The sequence below is a fragment of the Pseudomonas imperatae genome, from assembly GCF_057128625.1.
In genome coordinates this window covers 197,623-217,529 of sequence record NZ_JBSKHP010000011.1, presented here as the reverse complement: position 1 = coordinate 217,529, position 19,907 = coordinate 197,623, and the positions used below count along the sequence as shown (strand labels likewise).

Sequence of the window (19,907 nt, the reverse complement as noted above, 5' to 3'; positions counted from 1 at the left end):
TTGTTGGAAGCTTGCGATTCCTAACCGACAAATAATCGATATTAATCCGGATCAAAGGTCCTCAGACAATACTTTGTCCACGCAATCCACGAAGAAATCCACGCTCTGGCGGGTGGTGACCATCGGTGGCTTGATCTTGAGGATGTTCAGGTAGTCACCGGTAGGCTGCATGAAAATTCCCAGTTCGCGCAGGCGTTCGCAAAGCTGCGCGGTTTCTTCGGTGGCCGGCTCCAGGGTCTCGCGGTTGCGCACCAGCTCCACTCCCAGATAGAAGCCCGAACCATGCACCGCGCCCACCAGTGGATGGCGTTCGATCAAGCCTTCCAGGCGCGCCTTGAAGTGGCCACCCACCACGCGGGCGTTGTCCCACAGGCCTTCCTCGGCCATCACATCCAGCACCGCCATGCCGACCTGGCAACTGACCGGGCTGCCGCCTGCGGAGGAGAAGAAGTAACCCTCGGCCTCCAGCGCCTCGGCGATTTCCCGGCGGGTGATTACCGCGCCCAAGGGGTGGCCGTTGCCCATGCCCTTGGCCATGGTGATGATGTCGGGCACCACGCCCTGCTCTTCGAAGCCCCAGAAATGCTCGCCCAGGCGCCCGTAGCCCACCTGTACTTCGTCGGCGATGCACACGCCGCCCAAGGCGCGTACCTTGGCGTAGACCTGTTGCAGGTAGCCCGGCGGCAGCGCGATGCCCCCGGCGTTGCCGTACACCGGCTCGCAGATGAACCCGGCCACCTGGCGGTGCTCGGCGGCCAGCCTGGCGAGGGTTGCATCGACATTGGCCACGTAGCTCGCCGCACTGCCTGCGCCGCGGAACGCACCACGATAGGTATTGGGTGCGGTAACCGGGTGCACCCAATCGGGGCGCGTGTTCAACGCCTGGGGGTTGTCGGCAATGGAGGTGGAAATGGCATCCGTGGCCACCGACCAGCCGTGGTAGGCCTCCAGCACGCTGAGCATGTCGCGCCCACCGCTGGCGGCCCAGGCCAGGCGGATGGCCAGGTCGTTGGCCTCGGTGCCACTGTTCACCAGGAACACCCGGTCGAAGCCCTCGGGCGCCAGCGCCAGCAGCCGTTCGGAGAACTCGGCGATGGCGGCGTAGTGGAAGCGCGAGTTGGTGTTGAGCAGCGACCACTGGCGCGCGGCCACCTGGGCCATGCGCGGGTGGCCGTGGCCCAGCACCGCGACGTTGTTGAGCATGTCCAGGTAAGAGCGGCCCTGCAGGTCGATCAGGTGGTTGCGCCAGCCGCGCTCGATCTGCGGCGGCGCCTGGTAATAATGCTTCTGCGAGCGGGCAAAGCTGGCGTCACGGCGGGCCAGCAGGGCCTGGGGGTCAACCTGGGGTGGCGCGTCGCAATCGAAGCCCAGCAACGGCCGCGGCGACGGGCACAGCGCCTGCCAGGCCTGCGCGCGCGAGGGCGGAGCGAACAACGGCGGGCTGAGTTCCTCGGCGCTGCACAGCTGTACCAGCAGCATGCCGTTGGCCTGGCCCAGGGGCTGGCCGCGGGCGAGCAGCGTGTCGGCAGCCAACTCGCTGTCCACGCCCCACAGGTGCAGGCTCACGCCTGCGCCCACCAGCCACAGCCCGGCGTCGGCCGCGCGGCGCAGCAAACCGGCGAACGGCGCCTGCACCGCGGTGCCGGCCGGCACGTGCAGTTCCACGTGCAGCGCGCAGGTGTCGGGCTCTTCGGCGCTGTCGATGCGGGTGCGCGACAGCCGGTACTGGCCGTACAGGGCGCTGGCCTGTGGATAGGCCATCAGCAGCCGCTCGTCGGCGCCGGGCTGCTGCCAGTTACCCTCGGTGAAGTGCTCGCTGAGGACGCCCAGGTCCACACGCTGGAACGCTGCGGGCTGCAGGCCGGGCAACAGCGGGGCGCAGCCACTCAGGTCGGGCAGCGTGGGCGCCAGCCCGACCGCTTGCAGGATGGCCGCCTCCATGAGGTCGAAGGGCACCGAGGTGGCGACGTCGAAGATCTGCCACTCATGGGCGATATTCTCGGCGATGTAGGCGTTGCCGGGGGCCACGCTCAACTGCTGTTCGCTGCTGAGCACCAGCACGGCCGCGCGGGCGACGATCATCGGCCACAGCGCCAGCCACTCGGCACGGGTCAGCGGGTTGTGAGCATGGTAGGCCTTGATGGCCGGCAAAATCGCGAAGGGGTCGCCGTCCACGTGGTGCAGCAGCGCCGAGCAGGTCACGCTCAGGTCGGCCACGCGCCAGGTGCGCACCAGGTCGCCGAAGTCGATCAGCCCGCTCAGGCGCCAATGGCGCTGGGCATCGCGGTGCCACACGCTGTTGTCGTCGGTAATGTCCAGGTGCACCGCCTGGCTGGGCAGCTCATCCTGCACCGCCAACAGCCGCTGCTCGGCCTGGGCCGCCGCTTCGGCCACCTGGCTGCGACGGTCCAGGTCGGCCAGCGACGGCAGCAGTTCGGCGATCAAGGCATGGGCGTGGCGCGGGTCCCATTGCAGGGTGCGAGCCAGCCCGGGGTGGTCGAAATCGGCCAGGGCCTGGTCGACGTGCGCGCACAACTGGCCGATTTCCGCCCGCAAACCGGCACTAAAATGCCCCACGCGGGTCAATGGCTGGCCCTCGATGTACTCGAGCAGCCGCACTTGCAGCAACCGGCCATCGACCGCGGCGCTGAACAGGTCACTACCGTCGCGGGTCAGGCGCACCGCCGGCACGGGCACGCCCCTGGCCGCCAGGTGGGCCAGGGCGGCATGCTGGGCCTGCAGCTCGCTGGTTGCGTAATCGCCGTGACAGATCTTCAGCACGAAGCGTCCATTCCCGGTATCGACCAGGAAATTAAGGTCCTGCTGGCTGCCTAATGGCGTCAATGCACCGTGCAGGCCGTAGTAGGCCTGCAACAGCCCCAGCGCCTGTGCGGCGCTGACAACGGGGCTGGGCTGGCTGGACCGGTGGAGCAACGTGGCGAGCGACATCAGGGCGACCTCTTGTAGTTGTAACCGTTTATAACGCCATTGCGCCTCGCGTTAAGCAAGCGCCTTGGAAAATTTGGCGGTTCATGGGCATTTGTGACTATTTGTCGATGAATCACGCTTGCACCGGGCAACCTCAGCCCACAAGCTATGCTGCAACCGCTCAATGTCAGTTTATGGAAGAAGGCAGATCGACATGCGAATTCTCATTACCGGAGGCGCCGGTTTCATTGGCTCGGCCCTCGTTCGCCATCTGATTGAAAACACTGGGCACGAAGTGCTCAACCTCGACAAGCTGACGTACGCCGGCAACCTGGAATCGCTGACCAGCATTGCCAGCAACAGTCGTTACGAATTCGTCCAGGCCGACATCGCCGACCAGGCTGCCGTCAGCGCCGTGCTGGCGCGCTTCGAGCCCCATGCAATCATGCACCTGGCAGCCGAGTCCCATGTCGACCGTTCCATCGACGGCCCGTCGGACTTCATCCAGACTAACATCGTCGGCACCTACAGCCTGCTGGAGGCCACCCGCGCCTACTGGTCCAAGCTGCCGGCCGCCGAGAAGGAAGCCTTCCGCTTCCACCACATATCCACCGACGAGGTGTACGGCGACCTGCACGGCGTCGACGACCTGTTCACCGAAACCACCCCGTACGCGCCCAGCTCGCCCTACTCGGCCAGCAAGGCGGCCTCCGACCACCTGGTCCGGGCCTGGCAGCGCACCTACGGGTTGCCGGTGCTGGTCACCAACTGCTCGAACAACTACGGGCCGTTCCACTTCCCGGAAAAGCTCATCCCGCTGGTCATCCTCAATGCCCTGAAAGGCAAGCCGCTGCCGGTGTACGGCGATGGCAAGCAGGTGCGCGACTGGCTGTACGTGGAAGACCACGCCCGCGCCCTGTTCAAAGTAGTAACCGAAGGCAAGGTCGGCGAGACCTACAACATCGGCGGCCACAACGAGCAGCAGAACATCGACGTGGTGCGCAGCATCTGCGCGCTGCTGGACGAACTGGCACCCAACCACCCGGCCGGCATCAGCCAGTACGCCGAGCTGATCACCTTCGTCAAGGACCGCCCGGGCCACGACCTGCGCTACGCCATCGACGCCAGCAAGATCGAGCGCGAACTGGGCTGGGTGCCCGATGAAACCTTCCAGACCGGCCTGCGCAAGACCGTGCAGTGGTACCTGGACAACCAGGAATGGTGCCGTCGCGTGCAAGACGGCAGTTACCAGGGCGAACGCCTGGGCTCCACTGAACCAAAGGATCTGATCGCATGAGCAAGGGTATCGTACTGGCCGGTGGCTCCGGCACACGCCTGCACCCCATCACCCTGGGGGTTTCCAAGCAACTGCTGCCCATCTACGACAAGCCGATGATCTACTACCCGATCTCGGTGCTGATGCTGGCCGGCATCCGCGAGATCCTGCTGATCTCCACGCCCACCGACCTGCCGCAATACCGCCAGCTGCTGGGTGACGGCAGCCAGTTCGGCATCAGCATCAGCTACGCCGAGCAGCCTTCCCCGGACGGCCTGGCCCAGGCGTTCCTGATTGGCGAGGAGTTCATCGGCGACGACTCGGTGTGCCTGATCCTGGGCGACAACATCTTCCACGGCCAGCACTTCGGCGAGCAGCTGAAACGTGCTGCCAGCCAGCCCAAGGGCGCCACGGTGTTCGGCTACTGGGTGAAAGACCCGGAACGCTTTGGCGTGATCGACTTCGACGAAGACGGCAAGGCGCTGTCCATCGAGGAAAAACCGGCGCAGCCCAAATCCAGCTATGCCGTGACCGGCCTGTACTTCTACGACAATGACGTGGTGCAGATCGCCAAGGACGTGAAACCGTCCCCACGCGGCGAACTGGAGATCACCGACGTCAACAACGCCTACCTGCAGCGCGGCGACCTGCGCGTGGAGCGTTTCGGCCGCGGCTTCGCCTGGCTGGACACCGGCACCCACGACAGCCTGCTGGAAGCCTCCCAGTACGTGCAGACCATCGAACACCGCCAGGGCCTGAAAGTGGCCTGCCTGGAAGAAATCGCCTACCAGAACGGCTGGATCGACCGTGAGCAACTGCTGGTGCGCGCCAAATACTTCGGTAAAACCGGCTACGGCCAATATCTGTACAGCATTACAGGGGAAACCAGATGAATGTGATCGCCAGCGAAATACCCGAGGTCTTGATCATCGAGCCCAAGGTATTTGGTGACGAGCGCGGCTTTTTCTACGAGAGCTTCAACGCCAAGGCTTTCGAACAGGCCACCGGCATTACCGAAGCCTTCGTGCAGGACAACCACTCACGCTCGCAGAAGGGCGTGTTGCGCGGCCTGCATTACCAGATCGAAAACGCCCAGGGCAAACTGGTGCGGGTCACCGCCGGCGAGGTGCTGGACCTTGCCGTGGATATCCGCCGCAGCTCGCCCACCTTCGGCAAATGGGTGGCCGTGCGCCTGAGCGCGCAGAACAACCGCCAACTGTGGGTACCCAAGGGCTTCGCCCACGGGTTCGTGGTGCTCAGCGACTACGCCGAGTTCCTCTACAAGACCACCGACTACTACACCCCTTCCGCCGAGCGCTGCATCCGCTGGGACGACGAGACGCTGGCCATCGACTGGGAACTGGACGGCATCGTCCCGCAGTTGTCGGCCAAGGACCAGCAAGGCAAATCCCTGCAAGAGGCTGACCTGTTCCCATGAGCCAGAAGATCCTCATCAGTGGCCAGTTCGGCCAGGTGTCGCGTGAATTGCAACAACGCCTGGGCCACCTGGGCGAGCTGCACGTGCTGGGCCGCGACAAGCTGGACCTGGCCCAGCCCGAAGCCATCCGCGAAGTGGTGCGTACGCTGCGCCCCACCCTGATCATCAACGCCGCCGCGCATACGGCGGTGGACCAGGCGGAAACGGAAGAGGATCTGGCTTTCGCCATCAACGCCACCGCGCCCGGCATCTTCGCCGAAGAGGCCGCCGCGCTGGACATCCCGTTGATCCACTACTCCACCGACTACGTGTTCGATGGTCGCAAGGAGGGTGCCTACACCGAGGACGACGAGACCAACCCGCTGGGCGTCTACGGGCGCAGCAAGCTGGAGGGCGAGAAGGCCATTCGGTTCGTGGGCGGCAAGCACCTGATCCTGCGTACCAGCTGGGTGTATTCGTTGCACGGGCGCAACTTCCTGCTGACCATGCAGCGCCTGCTGCAAGAGAAGCCGGAGCTGCGCGTGGTGGCGGACCAGATCGGCGCGCCCACCTGGGCGGGCACCATCGCTGGCACCACCCAGACCCTCATCGAGCACTGGCTCAACGGCCAGGCCGGCCCGTGGGGCACCTACCACCTGACCGCCAAGGGCGAAACCTCGTGGTTCGGTTTCGCCCAGGAAATCGGCAAACACCTGCTGGCGCAGGACAAGCCGTGCGCGACGCTGGAGCCCATTCCGTCCAGCGCCTACCCCACCCCTGCGGTGCGCCCGTTGAACTCGCGCCTGGACTGCAGCCGCCTGGAACAACAGTGGAACCTGCACCTGCCCAACTGGCGCGAAGCGCTGATTGAGTGCCTGGCTCCCCTGGCATGACGCATAATGCGCCGGACACCCTCCGGCGCATTTGTTCCTGACATGACTCCCTCGCTTCCCCGCCGCCCCCGTTGGCGCAGCCTCGCCTTGCTGGCCCTGTGCCTGGCCCCGCTGCTATGGCCGTTGCAGCACCTTGCCGAACGCTATTACCGCAGCGAACTGGCAAGCCAGAACCGGCAGACCCTGGACCTGTACGTGGCCAACCTGCTGGGCACCCTGCACCGTTACGAAACCTTGCCGCAGATCCTCGGCGACCTGCCGTCGCTGCGCGCTACGCTGGCCGAGCCGGGCAACCCGCAGGTGGTGGAACACGCCAACCGGCTGCTCAAGGACATCAGCGAACAGACCGGCGCCGAGGTGATGTACCTGCTGGACCCCAGCGGCAACACCCTGGCAGCGTCCAACTGGGAGAAAAAAGACAGCTTCGTGGGCCGCAACTTTGCCTTCAGGCCTTACTACAGCGACGCCATCGCCGGGCGCCTGGGCCGTTTCTTCGGCATGGGCACCACCTCGGGCAAGCGCGGCTACTTCTTCGCCGCCGCCGTGCACGAGGGCGACAAGGTAGTCGGCGCGCTGGTGGTCAAGGTCGACCTGGACCACACCGAAAACCTGTGGGGCAACACCCCCGAACAGCTGATGCTGACGGACCAGCACGGCGTGGTGATCCTGACCTCCAACCCCGAATGGCGTTTCCGCGCCACCCGGCCGCTGACGGACGAGGAACACCAGGCCATCGCCTCCATCCAGCCCTACCCCACCCAGGAGCCGCAGCCCCTGAGCCTGGGCGACAAGGCCTGGCTGATGCAGACCCACCCCATCGCCGAGACAGGTTGGAACGCCAGCATCCTCGCCCCGCGGGCGCTGGTCGACCGCCCGGTGCGCACAGTGCTGGCCATCGGCGGCGCAGCCTTGCTGGTGTTGATGCTGTTGCTGGGGCTGATGATGCAGCGCCGGCGCAATTACCTCGACCGCATCGCCTTCGAGGCCAAGGCCCGGGGTGAGCTGGAGGTTCGGGTGAGCGAACGGACCCGCGACCTCGAGGCGCTCAACAGCCGCCTGCGCCAGGAAGTGCTGGAACGCGAACAGGCCCAGCAGGAGTTGGTGCGCGTGCAGGACGAAGTGGTGCAGGCCGGCAAGCTGTCGGTGCTGGGCACCATGTCGGCCAGCATCAGCCACGAACTCAACCAGCCGCTGGCAGCGATCCGCAGCTACGCCGAGAACGCCGAAGTGCTGCTGGACCACCAGCGCACCGAAGACGCCCGCGGCAACCTCAAGTTGATTGGCGAGCTGACCGGGCGCATGGCCTCGATCATCGCCCACCTGCGCGCCTTCGCCCGCCGCGACCGCCATGCCTTGGAAAGCGTGGCCCTGCAGCCCGCCCTGGATGATGCCCTGGCGCTGTTGGCCAAGCGTCGACGAGCCATGGCGGTGGAGCTGTTCCGCGACCTGCCCGATGCGCCATTGTGGGTGCAGGCCGGTGAAACACGGCTGCGCCAGGTGCTGAGCAACCTGCTGGCCAACGCCCTCGATGCCCTGACCGAAAAAGCCACGCCCCGCTGCCTGTGGATCAGCGCCGAGCAGACCGCCGACGGCGTGGAACTGCTGATTCGCGACAACGGCCCCGGCTTTACCCGTGAGTCCATGGCCCGCGCCCGCGAACCCTTCTTCACCACCAAGACCCGCACCCAGGGCCTTGGCCTGGGGCTGGCCATCTGCGATACCCTGATGCGGGCGCTGGGCGGCGAGCTGCTGCTGGCCAACCACCCCCAGGGCGGCGCACTGCTGACCTTGCGCCTGCGCAGCGCACCACCCGGCGTCAACCTGCAACCACCCGAGGACCCTTCCGCATGAGCACGGCCCCTGCCATCGACAGCCAGACCCAGGTGGTGCTGGTGGACGATGATCCGCACCTGCGCCAGGCCCTGAGCCAGACCCTGGACCTGGCCGGCCTGAAGATCCTGCCCCTGGCCGACGCCAATGGCCTGGCCGAACGCATCGAGCGTGACTGGCCGGGGGTGATCGTCAGCGATATCCGCATGCCGGGCCTCGACGGCCTGGAGTTGTTGCAGCAGCTGCATGCCCAGGATGCCGAGCTGCCGGTGCTGCTGATCACCGGCCACGGCGATGTGCCGCTGGCCGTGCAGGCCATGCGCGCCGGCGCCTACGACTTTCTGGAAAAACCCTTCGCCAGCGACGCCCTGCTGGACAGCGTGCGCCGCGCCCTGGCCCTGCGCCGCCTGGTGTTGGACAACCGCAGCCTGCGCCTGGCCCTCAGCGACCGCCACGCCTTGAGCGCGCGGCTGCTGGGGCAATCCCCGTCCATGCTGCGCCTGCGCGAACAGATCGGCGCACTGGCGCCGACCAAGGCCGACGTGCTGATTCTGGGCGAGACAGGCGCGGGCAAGGAGGTGGTGGCGCGTGCGTTGCACGACCTGTCCAGCCGCCGCAACGGCCCGTTCGTGGCCATCAACGCCGGGGCGCTGGCCGAATCGGTGGTGGAAAGCGAGCTGTTCGGCCACGAGCCCGGCGCCTTCACCGGCGCGCAGAAACGCCGTATCGGCAAGTTCGAATTCGCCAACGGCGGCACGCTGTTCCTCGACGAAATCGAGAGCATGAGCCTGGACGTGCAGGTCAAGCTGCTGCGCCTGCTGCAGGAGCGCGTGGTGGAACGCCTGGGCGGCAACCAGCTGATCCCGCTGGACATCCGCATCATCGCCGCCACCAAGGAAGACCTGCGCCAGGCCGCCGACCAGGGACGCTTCCGCGCCGACCTCTACTACCGCCTGAACGTTGCGTCGCTGCGCATTCCAGCGCTGCGCGAGCGCGGCGAAGATGCGCTGGTGCTGTTCGAGCACTTCGCCACGGCCGCCAGCGAGCGCCACGGCCTGCTGCCCAACCAGCTGTTGCCTGGCGAACGCGCGTTGTTGCTGCGCCACAGCTGGCCGGGCAACGTGCGCGAACTGCAGAACGCCGCCGAGCGCTTCGCCCTGGGGCTGGACCTTGAGCTGGACAACAGCGCGCCCGCGCCAGCCGCCCAGCAAGCGCCGATGACCGGCAACCTCAGCGAGCAGGTGGAAAACTTCGAACGCGCGCTGATTGCCGCGGAAATGGCCAGGCCCCACGGCTCGCTGCGCAGCCTGGCCGAAGCCCTTGGGGTACCGCGCAAGACCCTGCACGACAAACTGCGCAAGCACGGCTTGAACTTCGCCGCTGGCGATGAGGGCGAGGCATGAACATGAACCAGGACTGCACCGAACTACAAGCCGTGCTGCACGGCGATATTCCCTTGACCCGGGAAATGGGCATGGAGGTCCGCAGCTGGCAAGGCTCGACCTTGCGCCTGCACCTGCCGCTGGCCCCCAACGTCAACCACAAGAGCACCATGTTCGGCGGCAGCCTCTACTGTGGCGCCGTGCTGGCAGGCTGGGGCTGGCTGCACCTGCGCTTGCGCGAGGCGGGCATTGAGGGCGGGCATATCGTGATCCAGGAAGGCCAGATCAGCTACCCGCTACCGGTGACCGGTGATGCCGAGGCGGTGTGCGAGGCGCCAGACGAAAAAGCCTGGAAACGCTTCGTGGCCACCTGGAATCGCCATGGCCGTGCCCGGCTGGAGCTGCGCACATTCGTGGTGAACCAGGGCAGCAATCAACCCGCGGTGCAGTTCACCGGGCAGTACGTGCTGCACCGGTGACACGGTCCCGTAGCAGCAATTGCTTTTGTGGGAGCTGGCTTGCCAGCGAGCTTTTCGGTCTTCAACAGCTCGCTGGCAAGCCAGCTCCCACAGAGGCGTAGCCGCTACGCGACTCTGCAGAGCCGCAACAGCGTCTCACGCCACGGCGCCGCAGCCGGCAACGCCAGGAAGAAGGTATTGAGCAGCGACTCGCGCGCAGGGTAAGTGAACGGCTGCCCCTCCACATCCAGCACCTCGCCACCCGCGCCTTCCAGCACGCCCTGGGCGGCGGCAGTGTCCCACTGCGACGTCGGCGCCAGGCGCGGGTAGCAGTCGGCGGCGCCTTCGGCCAGCAGGCAGAACTTCAACGAACTGCCGACATTGGCCAGCGCCAGCTCGCCCAAGCTTGCCGCCAGGCCCGTCAGCAGGCGCTCTTGATCAGGGCTGGAATGGCGCCGGCTGGCCACCACGGTAAAGGCTTCACCCGCCGGTGGCTGGGTGCGCACCTGGATCGCCTCGGGCGCTTCGCCCGCACGCGCACGCCAGGCGCCCAGGCCGGCGCCGCCGTAGTAGCAACTGCCATTGGTGGGCGTGGACACCACGCCGAACACCACCCGGCCTTGCTCGATAAGGGCGATGTTGACGGTGAATTCCTCGCTGCCGGCGATGAATTCCTTGGTGCCGTCCAGCGGGTCCACCAGCCACCAGCGCGTCCAGCCCTGGCGCTCGGCCAAGGAGATGCCACAGTCTTCTTCCGACAGGATCGGAATCGAGCCATCCAGCGCGGTCAGCCCGGCGACGATCACATGGTGGGCGGCAAGGTCCGCCGCGGTCACCGGCGATTCGTCAGCCTTGGCAGTCACCGCCACATCGGCGCGCCAGAACGGCAGGATCGCTTCGCCAGCCTGGTGGGCCAGCGCGATGACGCCCGGCAACAGCGGATGAGGATAGGTCATAGGGTAAAGGCTCCACGCTGGATCAGCAGGTCACGGGCCAGGTACAGCGCGGCCAGCGCGCGGCCCTCGGAAAATTGCGGGTGGGTGGCCAGGGTGGACAGCTCGCGCAGGTTGACCTGGTCGACGCGCATGGGCTCGGGCTCGTCGCCCTCCAGGCGTTCTTCATACAGGTCGGTGGCCAGCACCACCTGGATTTTCTGGCTCATGTAGCCGGGCGACAGCGACAGCTCGGTGAGGTGCTCCAGCTGGTGCGCGCCAAAGCCGGCTTCTTCCTTGAGCTCGCGGTTGGCTGCGGCCAGCACGTCCTCGCCCGGCTCGATCAGGCCCTTGGGCAGCGACAGCTCGTAGGCGTCGGTGCCACCGCAGTACTCCTCGACCAGCACCGCGTGCTCGGCGTCGACCATGGCCACGATCATCACCGCGCCGTAACCGTTGCCGCGCCCCACCAGGCGCTCATAGGTGCGCTCCACGCCGTTGGCGAACCGCAGCTGCACCTCCTCGACCCGGAACAAACGGCTACTGGCGACTATTTCGCGGGCGAGTACGGTGGGTTTCTGGCGCATGGGGCGGCTCCTTGGCGTGAACGGGTTACTATACCGTGGCTTGGCGCGGCACATGCCATTCTTGTCCACCCACTGTTTGAGAATCTTTCGTATGCATTCCATAACCTGGCGCGATATCGACACCGTCCTCCTGGACATGGACGGCACCTTGCTGGACCTGCATTACGATAATCACTTCTGGCTGGAACATTTGCCCCAACGCTACGCCGAGACCCACGGCGTGAGCCGCGCCATGGCGGAACTGGAAATGCGCCCGCTGTTCGAGCGCAACGCCGGCACCCTGAACTGGTACTGCCTGGATTTCTGGAGCAACGAGTTGCGCCTGCCGGTGCGCGAGCTGAAGCTGGAAACCGCGCACCTGATCGCCATGCGCCCTTATGCCGATACGTTCCTGGCCGCCGTGCGCCAGGCCGGCAAGCGCGTCATCCTGATCACCAATGCCCACCGCGACTCGCTGTCGGTGAAGCTTGAGCGCGTGGCGCTGGCGCCGTATTTCGAGCGGCTGATCAGCTCCCATGACTACGGCTTCCCCAAGGAGAGCCAGAACTTCTGGAGCGCGCTGCAGGACGATATCGGCTTCGACCCGGCGCGCAGCCTGTTCATCGACGACACCCTGCCCATCCTGCGCAGCGCCCGCGCCTTTGGCGTCGGCCACCTGTTGGCGGTGCGCGAGCCGGACAGCCGCAAGGGCCACAAGGACACCGAAGAATTCGCCGCAGTGGACGATTACCGCGAATTGTTGCCGGGGTTGTAATCACCCCGGACGCAGCCTTCGGCAGCTGCTACGGGTTCGGTAACGCCGCCTCCCCCTGTAGCAGCGGCCTCAAGGCCGCGTCAAACGCACCACCATCGACCTCATCGATCACCGGATTGCCCTTAACAATTAGACGCAAAAGCCGCCCAAGCCTAGGCTTTCCCCACACACTCAAGCGGTACGCCTCCATGGACACCCTGCAACCGGCCAGCCTGACCTACAGCTACCAGAGCCTCGACCTGCACGAAAGCGCCGACACCGCGCTGGCCGAAGAGGTCGCCCTGGCCATCGCCTACAACGGCATCAGCCAGGCGGTGATGCTGGTCAGCCCCACGGACCTCGAAGACTTCATCGTCGGTTTCAGCATCGGCAGCGGCATCATCAGCTCCGCGGACGACATCTACGACCTCAAGCTCAGTGGTTGCGGCTCGGCGCAGCAGGCCGAGGTGGAAATTTCCAGCCGGGCGTTCTGGAACCTCAAGGACCAGCGCCGCCAACTGGCCGGCACCAGTGGCTGCGGCCTGTGCGGCGTGGAGGCGGTGGAACAGGCGCTGCCTGAACTCAAGGTACTGGCCGGCGGCGCCCTGCCCCCGGCGCAGTGGCTGGACGGCCTGCGCCAGCGCATCAGCGCGTTCCAGCCCCTGGGCCAGCACTGCGGCGCCGTACACGCGGCGCTGTTCATGAATGCCGAGGGCGAGCTGCTGATGGGCCGCGAGGACATCGGCCGTCACAACGCGCTGGACAAGCTGATCGGCGCCTTGATCCGCCAACAGGTGGCCACCAGCGGCGGCCTGGCGGTTGTCACCAGCCGCTGTAGCCTGGAACTGATCCAGAAGGTGCTGCGGGCGGGCATCCAGACCCTGGTCAGCCTGTCTTCACCCACTGGCCTGGCGGTGCAGTGGGCGCGCCGGCACAACTTGAACCTGATTCATCTTCCGCAGAAAAGCGGCCCGCGGGTGTACAGCGTTTCTAAGGCTTGAACACTGCGGTATGCTTCAGGAAAGTCATGTAGCAAAACCAACAAAAAAGGCCTTTTCACTGCTGAAAAGGCCTCCCCGAAGTACATATGACCGACCGAAATTCATAAAGTTTCATCATGAAAACAATGACTTGTTAAATTGTGTACAAGTCGTGTTATTCGTCGGTTTCATGTTGTCAGCTTGCTTACAGAGCCTCAGGATCGCGCCGTCATTCCACTGAGACTTTGTCTATGAAGTACACCTCGATTCTCTTGTTGTCCCTGAGCCTGGTCAGCGGCTTCGCCTCCGCCGGCGGCACTGCAGAAGCAGGTATTGGTGGCGCATTGGGTGGGGTGCTGGGCGCAGCCGTCGGCCAGCAACTGGGTGGCAGCACCGGCGCTGCGATCGGCGCCGGCCTGGGTGGCGCCGGTGGCGCGGCCGTGGGCGCCAACAAGCACAGCCGTGGCCAAGCCGCCATTGGCGGTGGCCTGGGTGCCGCAGGCGGCAACGTGCTGGGCCACAGCATGGGCGGCAGCACCGGCGGCCTGATCGGCGCGGCAGCCGGCGGTGGCGCCGGTGGCGCGCTGGGCAACTACATGGGCAATGAAAGCAACCGCGAGGCCCACAGCCGCGGCCGCGACTACGACGACCGTCGTCACTACCGTGGCCACGACCGTCGCTGGGACCACCACGACCGTCGCCACTGGCACCGCCGCTAAAACGGCGTTGCCTGAATCGCGACTGAAGTCTGCTCCTACCACGATCAGCGTAGGAGCCGACTTTAGTCGCGATGCAGGCGACGCGTTATTGAGTCAAGCCAGGCGTTGCAGGGCGTCGCGCAGCGCCGGCGGGATCGCCACCGGCTGGTTGCTGGCGCGGTCCACGAACACATGCACGAAACGCCCCGCCGCGCAGGCGTCCGCCTCGCCCGCCTTGAACACCGCCAACTCGTACTGCACCGAACTGTTGCCCAGCTTGCCCACGCGCAGGCCGATCTCGATGCGCTCAGGGAAGGCGATGGACGCGAAGTAGTCGCAGGACGAGCTCACCACAAAGCCCACCACCCCGCCGTCGTGAATATCCAGGCCGCCCTGTTCGATCAGGTAGGTGTTCACCGCCGTGTCGAAAAAGCTGTAGTAGGTGACGTTGTTGACGTGCCCATACACGTCGTTGTCGTGCCAGCGCGTGGTGATCGGCTGGAAGTGCCGGTAATCCTCGCGCTGGGGCATTGCTTCATTCATCCGTGGGTCGCCTGTGCAAAAGTGCCGCCCTCGCGGGCCAGCCGGCTGATCAGTTCAGCCGGTTGCCAATGCTCGCCGAAACGCCCCTTGAACTCCAGCAAACGCCGTTCGATCTCGGCCAGGCCCTGCTTGTCGGCCCAGGCCATGGGGCCGCCGCCTTCCTTGGGGAAGCCGTAGCCGTTGAGGTACACCAGGTCGATGTCGTGGGCGGACTGGGCGATGCCTTCCTGCAGAATCTTCGCGCCTTCGTTGACCAGCGCCAGCACGCAGCGGTCGACGATTTCCTCGGCGCCGATGGCCCGGCGGTCGTAACCCATGCCGTGGCTGACGCCGATCACCAGGGCGTCGACCTCGTCGTCGTGCTCGGCCTGGCGGCTGTCCTGTTCGTAGTGGTAGTAGCCATCGCCGCTTTTCTGGCCGAAACGGCCCATTTCACACAGGCGGTTGTCGATCTGCACCTCGGGCTCGTTCATGCCCTGGCCAGACAGCTGCCGCGCGCGCCATTCCAGGTCGATGCCGACCACGTCGTACATGCGGAACGGCCCCATGGCGAAGCCGAAGCCCTGCAGCGCCGAGTCCACTTCGAACGGTAGCGAACCTTCGAGTAGCATCATCCGCGCTTCCTTGGCGTAAGGGTGCAACATGCGGTTGCCGATGAAGCCGTGGCAGTTGCCCGAGACCACGCTGACCTTGCCCATGCGGTCGCCCAGGGCCAGGCCCGCCTGCAGCACCTCGGGCGAGGTCCTGGCGCCGCGCACCACCTCCAGCAGTTTCATGATGTGCGCCGGGCTGAAGAAGTGCAGGCCCAGCACCTGCTCGGGGCGGCTGGTGGCCGAGGCAATGGCGTCGATGTCCAGCGCCGAGGTGTTGCTGGCCAGGATGGCGCCGGGCTTCAGTACGCGGTCCAGCTCGCGGAAGATCTGCTGCTTGAGCTCGAGGTTCTCGTACACCGCCTCGATCACCAGGTCGACGTCGAAGATGGCCGGGTAGTCGGCAACCTTGGCGATGCGCGCCAGGCGCCGCGCCGACTCGGCGGCGTCGATGCGCCCCTGCTCGACATTGTGTGCCCAGGTGTGTCCCACAATCTCCAGCGCCTGGTTGAGCATCTGCGGGTTGCTGTCCATCCATTTCACCTGGATGCCGGCGGCGGCCAGGCACATCACAATGCCCCGGCCCATGGTTCCGGCCCCAATAACGGCGGCGCGCTGGATGTCGTAGGTGCTTTGGCTCATGGCAGATCCTCTGATGAAGGTAGCTGGGCAATCCCCAAACCATAGAACAGCACGGCCTGGTTTTGAACTTTATTCGTGTGATGAGGCTTATTCAGCGGCTGAATTCATCAAACACCCGGAAACAGTACCGCCATGCAACGACGGGGTGAAATGCCGATAGTGGGTGCCTTGATTTTCTATCCCTGGAGCTTCCCATGCAGGACGCACACCGTCTTCCTCGCCCTCGCTTCACCTTACTGTTTCCCGCCCTGTTGCTGGGCTTCGCCGCCACCGCCGCTGCCGTTGAGCGCAAGGCGTTCGAAACCCCGGAATACGCCGCCCAGCCGGCGCTGGCAGTGGTCAAGGCGTCAGCCCTGTATGCCCGCGGCGGCACTGGCGAGGGGGTGATCGTCGGCCTGATCGACTCGGGCCTGAACCTGGACCTGCCCTCGTTCACCGGGCGCATTGCCGACCCGGGCTACGACTACGTGGCCAAGCAAAGCGGCACCATCGACCGGGTCGGCCATGGCACGCAGATGGCCGGCGTGCTGGCGGCCAACAAGGACGCCCAGGGCATGCACGGCATTGCCTACCGGGCCAAACTGGTGCCCCTGCGCTTCGGCGATGACAACGAGCCGTTCTATTTTGACGAGGAAATCGCCAAGTCCTGGCGCTTCGCCTTCGACAAGGGCGCACGCATCCTCAGCAACTCCTGGGCGAACGCGGTGCCGGCTTCGGAGATTACCGAGGCGCGCTACAAGCAGATCATGGAAGCGTCGCTGCTTGGCGCCCGCGAGCTGGTGGCCAAGGGCGCGGTGTTCGTGTTCCCCGCGGGCAATGAGCTCAAGCGCGAACCGTTGGCCGAGCCAGGGCTGCCGCTGGCCATGCCGGAGCTGGAGAAAGGCTGGCTGGCCGTGGTGGCGTTGAAGGCCGACGGCACGGCCATCAATGCCAAGTCCAATTACTGCGGGGTGGCGCGGGCCTGGTGCATTGCCGTGCCGGGCGGCGATGCCGGCGCAGGGTTGCTGACCACGGGCAAGGACGGCAGGTTCGTCGAGACGGCGGGCACCTCGCCGGCGGTGGCGTTAGTGGCCGGTGCGTTGGCGGGGCTGCAGAGCCGTTATCCGGACAAGAGCCCACAGCAGTTAAGGGACTTGTTGTTGAGCACGGCCAACAAGCGCGGGATCTATGCCAACAGTGAGGCGTATGGGCAGGGGTTGATGGACTTGGATGCGGCTTCGCGGTTGTAGGACGCAGCCTTTGGCAGCTGCTACGGGGCGGAGTACAGGCATGAAAAAAGCCGCCCCGGGGGGCGGCTTTTTAGGTCGGGCAGCTGTTACAGCTGTGGACCGGCAGTGCGGATGGCGTCGCTGACGTCGAACTTCTTGAAGTTCTCGATGAACAGCTTGGCCAGGCCTTTGGCTGCTTCGTCGTAAGCGGCTTGATCAGCCCAGGTGTTGCGTGGGTTCAGCAGTACGGTATCAACGCCCGGTACGGCCTTCGGCACGTCCAGGTTGATGGTGCCCAGGTGCTCGGTCTCGGCACCGATCAGGGCGCCGCTCTGGATGGCCGCGATCACGCCACGAGTGGTCGGGATGTTGAAGCGCTTGCCAACGCCGTAGCCACCGCCGGTCCAGCCGGTGTTGACCAGGTAGACCTTGGAGTTGAAGCCACGGATACGCTTGATCAGCAGTTCGGCGTACTCACCAGCCGGGCGCGGGAAGAACGGCGCGCCGAAGCAGGTGGAGAAGGTCGACTTGATGCCGGCGCCCGAGCCCATTTCGGTCGAACCCACCAGCGCGGTGTAGCCCGACAGGAAGTGGTAGGCAGCCTGCTCTTCGCTGAGGATGGACACTGGCGGCAGCACGCCGGTCAGGTCGCAGGTCAGGAAGATAACGGCGTTCGGCTCGCCACCGAGGTTCTTCGGCGCGCGCTTCTCGATCAGCTCGCGCGGGTAGGCGGCGCGGCTGTTCTGGGTCAGGCTGTCATCGGCGTAGTCGGCCTTCTTGGTGACCGGGTCCAGGACCACGTTCTCCAGGACGGCGCCGTGCTGGATGGCTTTCCAGATGACCGGCTCGTTCTTCTCGGACAGGTCGATGCACTTGGCGTAGCAGCCGCCTTCGATGTTGAAGACAACGCCTTCGCCCCAGCCGTGCTCGTCGTCGCCGATCAGGTAACGGCTTTCGTCAGCCGACAGGGTAGTCTTGCCGGTGCCCGACAGGCCGAAGAACAGGGTTACGTCGCCCTCTTCGCCCATGTTGGCCGCGCAGTGCATTGGCAGCACGTCGGCAGCCGGCAGCAGGAAGTTCTGCACCGAGAACATGGCCTTCTTCATTTCACCGGCGTAGCGCATGCCGGCGATCAGGACTTTCTTGGCCGCGAAATTGATGATCACGGTACCGTCGGAATTGGTGCCGTCACGCTCTGGTTCGCACACGAACCAAGGGGCGTTCATGACCTGCCATTCCTGCTTGGCGCCCGGGTTGTAGTGTTCCGGGTTGATGAACAGGCAACGGCCGAACAGGTTGTGCCAGGCAGTCTCGGTGGTCATCTTGACGGCCAGGTAGTGCGCTTCATCAGAGCCTACGTGAACGTGGGAGACAAACCGCTCGCGCTCGCCCAGGTAGGCGGCAACGCGGTCCCACAGGGCGTCGAACTTGTCGGCCGGGAACTTGCGGTTGATTGGGCCCCAGGCGATTGCGTCCTGGGTGGAGGATTCTTCAACGATGAAACGGTCAACCGGCGAACGACCGGTACGGTGACCTGTTTTCACGACCAGCGCGCCAGTATCGGCAAGCTCGCCTTCACCGCGCTTCAGGGCTTCTTGTACCAGCTCATCGATGCTCAGATCGGTGTACACGGTGTTATTAGCTTGCGTCATGAGGTTCCCCGTCGGCCCAGGGCCGAGTACTCCAAACGTTTTGTAGTAGAGACAAAAAAACTACTACAGCTCTAAAAGTGGGCCGGATTATGCCAGAAACGTCCGGAAATAGTAGAGGCCTCCTGTCGAAACGGCGGCAACCCGGCGGCACTTACGCGATCTGGTTCTACTTAAACGTTTCAGTGACGGGTATCTGACGGCACTTCAAGACCACCGCCGGCGAAAAGCTGTGTAACTTCAGTGCTATCAAAGAGATAGCGTTGGCTACAAAACTGGCAATCGATCTCGATCACGCCGCCACGCTCGGCCACCAGGGCCTGGGCATCGGCTTCGCCGAGGCTGACCAGCGCGCGGGAAGAACGCTCGCGCGAGCAGCTGCAGCGGAAGCGCAGGGGCTGCACGTCGAACAGGCGCACGGCCTGGTCGTGGTACAGGCGGTGCAGGATGGTCTCGTTGTCCAGGCCCAGCAGTTCCTCGGCGGTGAGGGTGCCGGCCAGCACGGTTGCGTCCTGCCAGCTGGCTTCGCGCTCTTCGGCGTCCTTGAGTTTGTCGGCCGGCAGTTGCTGCAGCAGCATGCCGCGGGCGCGCGAACCGTTGGCGTTGAGCCAGAAGCGCGTGCCCAACTGCTCGGAGATCTTGAAGTAGTTGGTGAAGCATTCCGACAGGTCGGCGCCGTCCAGTTCGACGATGCCCTGGTAGCGCTGGCCCTTGTTTGGGTCTACGGTCATGGCCAGCATGCCGTTGGGCATCAGGTCGGCCAGGGTGGCGCCGGGGTTGATGGCGTCGGCTTCGTAACGCGCCAGGCCGCGGATGTCGCGCTCGCTGGAGCATTCGATCATCAACAGCGGCACCGGGCCTTCGGAACGCGCCTGCAGAATCAGCAGGCCGTCGAACTTCAGGGTACCGACCAGCAACGCGGCGGCAGCCATGAATTCACCCAGCAGCTGGGCAACCGGTTCCGGGTAGGGATGCTTGGCCAGCACTTCGGCGTAGCTGCGCTCAAGCGAAACCATCTCACCACGAATGTCGCATTCGTCGAAGATGAAACGTTGGGTGTAATCGGTGTCCGGTGTGTCGTGCATAGGGGTCTGGGTATCTGATAATAGTGACAAGATGTTTACAAGGGCCTATAAAAGCCCGTTTTAGAGCACCAGCCTG

Annotated in this window: 18 protein-coding genes; 11 read left to right on the top strand and 7 right to left on the bottom strand. The window is 65.1% G+C overall.

Annotated features, from left to right (window positions below; all coding sequences use genetic code 11):
* Nucleotides 1-51 precede the first annotated feature (51 nt).
* Nucleotides 52-2,949, bottom strand: coding sequence for an aminotransferase (locus tag ACWKWX_RS16240; protein ID WP_483828287.1), 2,898 nt, complete (start codon nucleotides 2,947-2,949; stop codon nucleotides 52-54).
* 193 nt (nucleotides 2,950-3,142) lie between these two features.
* On the opposite strand from ACWKWX_RS16240, the gene rfbB reads away from it, so the two are divergent.
* The 7 genes from rfbB to ACWKWX_RS16205 are packed head-to-tail and all read left to right on the top strand — an operon-like array spanning nucleotide 3,143 to nucleotide 10,205.
* Nucleotides 3,143-4,225 carry a dTDP-glucose 4,6-dehydratase gene (rfbB, locus tag ACWKWX_RS16235; RefSeq protein WP_483828286.1) on the top strand — a complete coding sequence of 361 codons (1,083 nt, stop codon included), beginning with the start codon at nucleotides 3,143-3,145 and terminating at the stop codon, nucleotides 4,223-4,225.
* On the top strand, nucleotides 4,222-5,097 hold the full coding sequence (rfbA, locus tag ACWKWX_RS16230) for a glucose-1-phosphate thymidylyltransferase RfbA (protein WP_483828285.1): 876 nt from the start codon (nucleotides 4,222-4,224) through the stop codon (nucleotides 5,095-5,097). The genes rfbB and rfbA overlap by 4 nt, the downstream gene beginning before the upstream one ends.
* Nucleotides 5,094-5,642 carry a dTDP-4-dehydrorhamnose 3,5-epimerase gene (gene rfbC / locus ACWKWX_RS16225; RefSeq protein ID WP_483828284.1) on the top strand — a complete coding sequence of 183 codons (549 nt, stop codon included), beginning with the start codon at nucleotides 5,094-5,096 and terminating at the stop codon, nucleotides 5,640-5,642. The genes rfbA and rfbC overlap by 4 nt, the downstream gene beginning before the upstream one ends.
* Complete coding sequence (rfbD, locus tag ACWKWX_RS16220; RefSeq protein ID WP_416421946.1) at nucleotides 5,639-6,514, top strand: dTDP-4-dehydrorhamnose reductase; 876 nt, start codon at nucleotides 5,639-5,641, stop codon at nucleotides 6,512-6,514. Before rfbC ends, rfbD begins: the two co-directional genes overlap by 4 nt.
* 42 nt (nucleotides 6,515-6,556) lie before the next feature.
* Nucleotides 6,557-8,365: a sensor histidine kinase gene (locus ACWKWX_RS16215; protein ID WP_476294905.1), complete on the top strand. Its 1,809-nt coding sequence runs from the start codon at nucleotides 6,557-6,559 to the stop codon at nucleotides 8,363-8,365.
* Nucleotides 8,362-9,747, top strand: coding sequence for a sigma-54-dependent transcriptional regulator (locus ACWKWX_RS16210; protein WP_416421944.1), 1,386 nt, complete (start codon nucleotides 8,362-8,364; stop codon nucleotides 9,745-9,747). Before ACWKWX_RS16215 ends, ACWKWX_RS16210 begins: the two co-directional genes overlap by 4 nt.
* Nucleotides 9,748-9,749: 2 nt before the next feature.
* A complete protein-coding gene (locus ACWKWX_RS16205; protein WP_416427522.1) occupies nucleotides 9,750-10,205 on the top strand; it encodes a thioesterase domain-containing protein in 456 nt (151 codons plus the stop codon).
* Nucleotides 10,206-10,309: 104 nt separating this feature from the next.
* Here ACWKWX_RS16205 and cysQ read toward each other — a convergent pair whose 3' ends face one another.
* Nucleotides 10,310-11,140, bottom strand: a complete 831-nt coding sequence (gene cysQ / locus ACWKWX_RS16200) for a 3'(2'),5'-bisphosphate nucleotidase CysQ (RefSeq protein ID WP_483828283.1) — start codon at nucleotides 11,138-11,140, stop codon at nucleotides 10,310-10,312.
* Nucleotides 11,137-11,703 (bottom strand): ADP compounds hydrolase NudE, encoded by a 567-nt coding sequence (nudE, locus tag ACWKWX_RS16195; RefSeq protein ID WP_416421942.1) that lies wholly within the window; start codon nucleotides 11,701-11,703, stop codon nucleotides 11,137-11,139. Before nudE ends, cysQ begins: the two co-directional genes overlap by 4 nt.
* A 91-nt stretch (nucleotides 11,704-11,794) precedes the next feature.
* Here nudE and yrfG point away from each other — a divergent pair, with 91 nt between their 5' ends.
* The 3 genes from yrfG (at nucleotide 11,795) to ACWKWX_RS16180 (ending at nucleotide 14,135) form a co-directional block, all read left to right on the top strand.
* Nucleotides 11,795-12,457, top strand: a complete 663-nt coding sequence (yrfG, locus tag ACWKWX_RS16190) for a GMP/IMP nucleotidase (RefSeq protein WP_483828282.1) — start codon at nucleotides 11,795-11,797, stop codon at nucleotides 12,455-12,457.
* A 188-nt stretch (nucleotides 12,458-12,645) separates the two neighbouring features.
* On the top strand, nucleotides 12,646-13,437 hold the full coding sequence (gene fdhD, locus ACWKWX_RS16185) for a formate dehydrogenase accessory sulfurtransferase FdhD (RefSeq protein WP_483828281.1): 792 nt from the start codon (nucleotides 12,646-12,648) through the stop codon (nucleotides 13,435-13,437).
* A gap of 230 nt (nucleotides 13,438-13,667) precedes the next feature.
* On the top strand, nucleotides 13,668-14,135 hold the full coding sequence (locus ACWKWX_RS16180) for a YMGG-like glycine zipper-containing protein (RefSeq protein WP_483828280.1): 468 nt from the start codon (nucleotides 13,668-13,670) through the stop codon (nucleotides 14,133-14,135).
* A gap of 93 nt (nucleotides 14,136-14,228) precedes the next feature.
* Here the strand turns inward: ACWKWX_RS16180 and ACWKWX_RS16175 are convergent, their stop codons facing one another.
* Together ACWKWX_RS16175 and ACWKWX_RS16170 are read right to left on the bottom strand one after the other, a co-directional pair.
* On the bottom strand, nucleotides 14,229-14,657 hold the full coding sequence (locus tag ACWKWX_RS16175) for an acyl-CoA thioesterase (RefSeq protein ID WP_483828279.1): 429 nt from the start codon (nucleotides 14,655-14,657) through the stop codon (nucleotides 14,229-14,231).
* Nucleotides 14,654-15,889, bottom strand: coding sequence for a 3-hydroxyacyl-CoA dehydrogenase (locus ACWKWX_RS16170; RefSeq protein WP_416421937.1), 1,236 nt, complete (start codon nucleotides 15,887-15,889; stop codon nucleotides 14,654-14,656). The genes ACWKWX_RS16175 and ACWKWX_RS16170 overlap by 4 nt, the downstream gene beginning before the upstream one ends.
* 194 nt (nucleotides 15,890-16,083) lie before the next feature.
* On the opposite strand from ACWKWX_RS16170, the gene ACWKWX_RS16165 reads away from it, so the two are divergent.
* Nucleotides 16,084-17,118 carry a S8 family peptidase gene (locus tag ACWKWX_RS16165; protein WP_483828278.1) on the top strand — a complete coding sequence of 345 codons (1,035 nt, stop codon included), beginning with the start codon at nucleotides 16,084-16,086 and terminating at the stop codon, nucleotides 17,116-17,118.
* Between the two features lie 86 nt (nucleotides 17,119-17,204).
* Here the strand turns inward: ACWKWX_RS16165 and ACWKWX_RS16160 are convergent, their stop codons facing one another.
* Both ACWKWX_RS16160 and hslO read right to left on the bottom strand, forming a co-directional pair.
* A complete protein-coding gene (locus ACWKWX_RS16160; protein WP_416421935.1) occupies nucleotides 17,205-18,749 on the bottom strand; it encodes a phosphoenolpyruvate carboxykinase in 1,545 nt (514 codons plus the stop codon).
* A gap of 179 nt (nucleotides 18,750-18,928) precedes the next feature.
* Entirely contained in the window at nucleotides 18,929-19,831 is a 903-nt protein-coding gene (gene hslO / locus ACWKWX_RS16155; protein ID WP_416421934.1) for an Hsp33 family molecular chaperone HslO, read from the bottom strand.
* Nucleotides 19,832-19,907: the final 76 nt, after the last annotated feature.